The sequence below is a fragment of the Micromonospora yasonensis genome, from assembly GCF_026013475.1.
Classification (GTDB): Bacteria; Actinomycetota; Actinomycetes; order Mycobacteriales; family Micromonosporaceae; genus Micromonospora; species Micromonospora yasonensis.
In genome coordinates, this window is the sequence record NZ_JAPDPH010000391.1 from 1 (window position 1) to 3,278 (window position 3,278).

The 3,278-nt window shown below is 74.0% G+C and carries 4 protein-coding genes; 2 read left to right on the forward strand and 2 right to left on the reverse strand.

Annotated features, from left to right (window positions below; translation table 11 throughout):
* Positions 1 to 287, reverse strand: a 287-nt coding sequence (locus tag ONA70_RS35495; RefSeq protein ID WP_265010850.1) for a hypothetical protein, incomplete at its 3' end; no start/stop codon positions are given.
* 70 nt (positions 288 to 357) lie between these two features.
* On the opposite strand from ONA70_RS35495, the gene ONA70_RS35500 reads away from it, so the two are divergent.
* Positions 358 to 786, forward strand: coding sequence for an archease (locus tag ONA70_RS35500; RefSeq protein ID WP_265010851.1), 429 nt, complete (start codon positions 358 to 360; stop codon positions 784 to 786).
* Between the two features lie 3 nt (positions 787 to 789).
* Here the strand turns inward: ONA70_RS35500 and ONA70_RS35505 are convergent, their stop codons facing one another.
* Positions 790 to 2,208, reverse strand: a complete 1,419-nt coding sequence (locus tag ONA70_RS35505; protein ID WP_265010852.1) for an RtcB family protein — start codon at positions 2,206 to 2,208, stop codon at positions 790 to 792.
* A 76-nt stretch (positions 2,209 to 2,284) separates the two neighbouring features.
* Here ONA70_RS35505 and ONA70_RS35510 point away from each other — a divergent pair, with 76 nt between their 5' ends.
* Entirely contained in the window at positions 2,285 to 3,088 is an 804-nt protein-coding gene (locus tag ONA70_RS35510; protein WP_265010853.1) for an SDR family oxidoreductase, read from the forward strand.
* The last annotated feature ends 190 nt before the right edge of the window (positions 3,089 to 3,278 follow it).

Below are 3,278 nucleotides of genomic sequence, written 5' to 3' on the forward strand. Positions count from 1 at the left end.
TCGAGAACCGCTCCACGAAGTCCGGCCGGGTGTTGCCCCAGCTGCACGCCGAGCGTGGTCGCTTCGTCGGCGACCTGGCGCGGGTCGTCGACGTCGACCGGCTCGCCGTGCGACTCGCGCAGTGCCGCCGCGAGTTGCGCGTCGGCCGCGTCGCCGGTGCCCCACCACCGCCGGGCCAGCTCGACCGTGCGGCCGAGGCTGTCCTCGCCGACCTTCTCGGCGCGCAGCACGGCGCGCATCATGCTGAGGAAGGTGACGGTGACGGCGTCGGAATCATCGGCGATCATGCCGGCACCCTAGCGACCCGATGCGACAAAACCCGCAGGGCACCCCACCCGTGCCCGGCATGATCGGGGGATGGAGCGACGACCGCCCCGGGGCCACCGGAATGTCCCGCACACCGCCGACGTCCGGATCGAGGCGTGGGCGCCGGACCGGGAGGGCTGCGTGGCGGAGGCGGTCAGCGCGCTGGTCGGCACCTTCGTCGACGCCACCGGCGTCAACCCCGAGGCGGAGACCGAGCACCGGGTGCCGCCCGGCGACGATCCGGACCTGCTGGTGGCCGTCCTCGACGAGGTGATCTTCCGGCTGGAGACCGAGGGCCAGGTGCCGCTGGAGACGGAGGTACGGGCCGCCGACGACGAGGGCCTGCTGGTGCGCTGGCGGGTGGCCGACACCGACGCGGTGGAGGCGGTCGGCGCCGTCCCGAAGGCGGTCTCGCTGCACGAACTCCGTTTCGGCCCGGACGGCGCCGGCTGGTCCTGCGCGGTGACGCTGGACGTGTAGGCCTCAGCCCTTCACCACGCCGAGCGGCACCAGCCGGGCCACCCGCCGGCACAGGCCCGCCCCCTCGGCCGCCGCCACCACCTCGGTGATGTCCTTGTACGCCGCCGGCATCTCCTCGGCCAGCCCGCGCCGGGACGCACCCCGCACGGCGATGTCCTGGGCCTCCAGCTCCCGGCGGGGGTCGTGCCCGCGTACCGCCTTGGTGGCCTGCTTGCGGCTCTGCACCCGGCCCGCGCCGTGGCAGGTGGAGGCCCAGGCCGGCGAGCCGGGGACACCGGTGAGGACGTACGAGCCGGTGCCCATCGAGCCGGGGATGAGCACGGGCTGCCCGACCGGGCGCAGGTCCTCCGGCAGGTCGGGATGCCCGGGCGGCAGGGCCCGGGTGGCGCCCTTGCGGTGCACGCAGAGCCGGCGCGGCGTGCCGTCCAGGTGGTGCGTCTCGATCTTGGCGAGGTTGTGCGAGATGTCGTACACCAGGTCGAGGTCGCAGCCGGTGACCCGGTGGAAGACCTGACGGGCGGCGTGGGCGAGCAGTTGCCGATTGGCCCGGGCGTAGTTCGCGGCGGCGGCCATCGCCGCCAGGTAGGCCCGGCCCTCGTGGGACGACACCGGCGCGCAGGCGAGCTGCCGGTCCGGCACGTGGATGCCGTAGCCGGGCATCACCTTCTCCATCTCGCGCACGTAGTCCGTGCAGATCTGGTGGCCCAGGCCGCGCGAGCCGCAGTGGATCATCACGCAGACCTGGTTGGCACGCAGCCCGAACGCGGCGGCGACGCTCTCGTCGTAGATCTCCTCGACCGCCTGCACCTCGAGGAAGTGGTTGCCGGAGCCGAGGCTGCCGACCTGGCGCGCGCCGCGCTCCACCGCCCGCTCGCTCACCTGGGCCGGGTTCGCGTCGTCGACCGCGCCGTAGTCCTCGCAGCGGTCCAGGTCCCGCTGGACGCCGTAGCCCCGCTCGACGGCGTACCGGGAGCCGCCGCGCAGCACCGCGTCGAGCTCGGCGCCGTCGGTCAGGTGCCAGACCGCGCCCTTGCCCATGCCGCGCGGGGTGGACTCGCCCAGGCCGTCCATCACCGCGTCCAGCCGGGGCCGCAGCCGGTCCCGGTCCAGGTCGGCGACGAGCAGGCGGACCCCGCAGGAGATGTCGAAGCCGACGCCGCCGGGTGAGACCACGCCCCCGTGCTCGATGTCGGTGGCGGCCACCCCGCCGATCGGGAAGCCGTAGCCCCAGTGCACGTCCGGCATGGCGTACGAGGCGTCGACGATGCCGGGCAGGGTGGCCACGTTGGCGACCTGATCGAGGGACCGGTCGGCGCCGGCGTCCGGCAGCAGCGAGCGGGAGGCGAAGACCACGCCGGGCACCCGCATCGGATCGTGCCGGTCGATGCGGAACCGGTACGGCGACTCCTCGACCAGGTCCATGTCGGTCCGGCTACCCCGGTCCGGGGCGGTTACACCCGCTCTGCTTCAACTCGCCCGATCCGGGTAGTGCGGCACCATGCCCCAGCGATACGAGGACTACGACCCGATCGCGATCGTCACCGGCGCCGACTCCGGCATCGGCGAGGCGTGTGTGGTGGCGCTCGCCGAGGCCGGCTTCGACATCGGCTTCACCTGGTACGGCGACCCGGAGGGCGCCGAGCACACCGCCGCCGAGGTACGCGCCACCGGCCGCCGCTGCGAGACGGCCGAGCTGGACCTGACCCGGCTGCCGGCGGCCGCCGGGATGATCGACGAGCTGACCGACCGGCTCGGCGGGCTCGGCGTGCTGGTGAACAACGCCGGAACCGGCCTGGCCACGCCATTCGTGGACGTGTCCTGGGCGCAGTGGCGGGAGGTGTTGTCCATCGACCTGGACGGCCCGTTCCTCTGCTCCCAGCGGGCGGCGCGGCGGATGCGGGCGGCCGGCCGGGGCGGGCGGATCATCAACATCACCAGCGTGCACGAGCACGCTCCCCGGGTGGGCTCGTCGGCGTACTGCGCGGCCAAGGGTGGGCTCGGGTTACTCACCAAGGTGATGGCGCAGGAGCTGGCCGCCGACGGGATCACGGTCAACGCGGTCGCCCCGGGGGAGATCGCCACCCCGATGACCGGGCAGGAGGACATCGACCCGTTCACCGAGGAGCGCCCGGGCGTGCCGGTGGGCCGGCCCGGGGACGCCCGCGAGGTCGCCGCGGTGGTGACGCTGCTGGCCTCGCCGGCGGCCGCGTACGTGACGGGGGCGTCGTGGCCGGTGGACGGGGGGATGCTGCTGATGGGTCCCCAGGCTGTTGCCCTGCCTTCTTCCTGGCGCTCAGGGTAGGGGCCGGGGCCGACCGTCCGGGCGGTCAGGCTTGATCCCTCCGCCGGGCACGGTCGGCCCCGGCCCGTCGTGGGTCAGCTGCGTGGGTCGGTGCCGGCTTCTCGACCCCCAGCAGCACCTGGGGTTGAGCTGATCGTGCTGGTTTCAGGGTAGTGGCAGGCGGTGAGTTGGTTGCCGGCGTCGCGGGTGG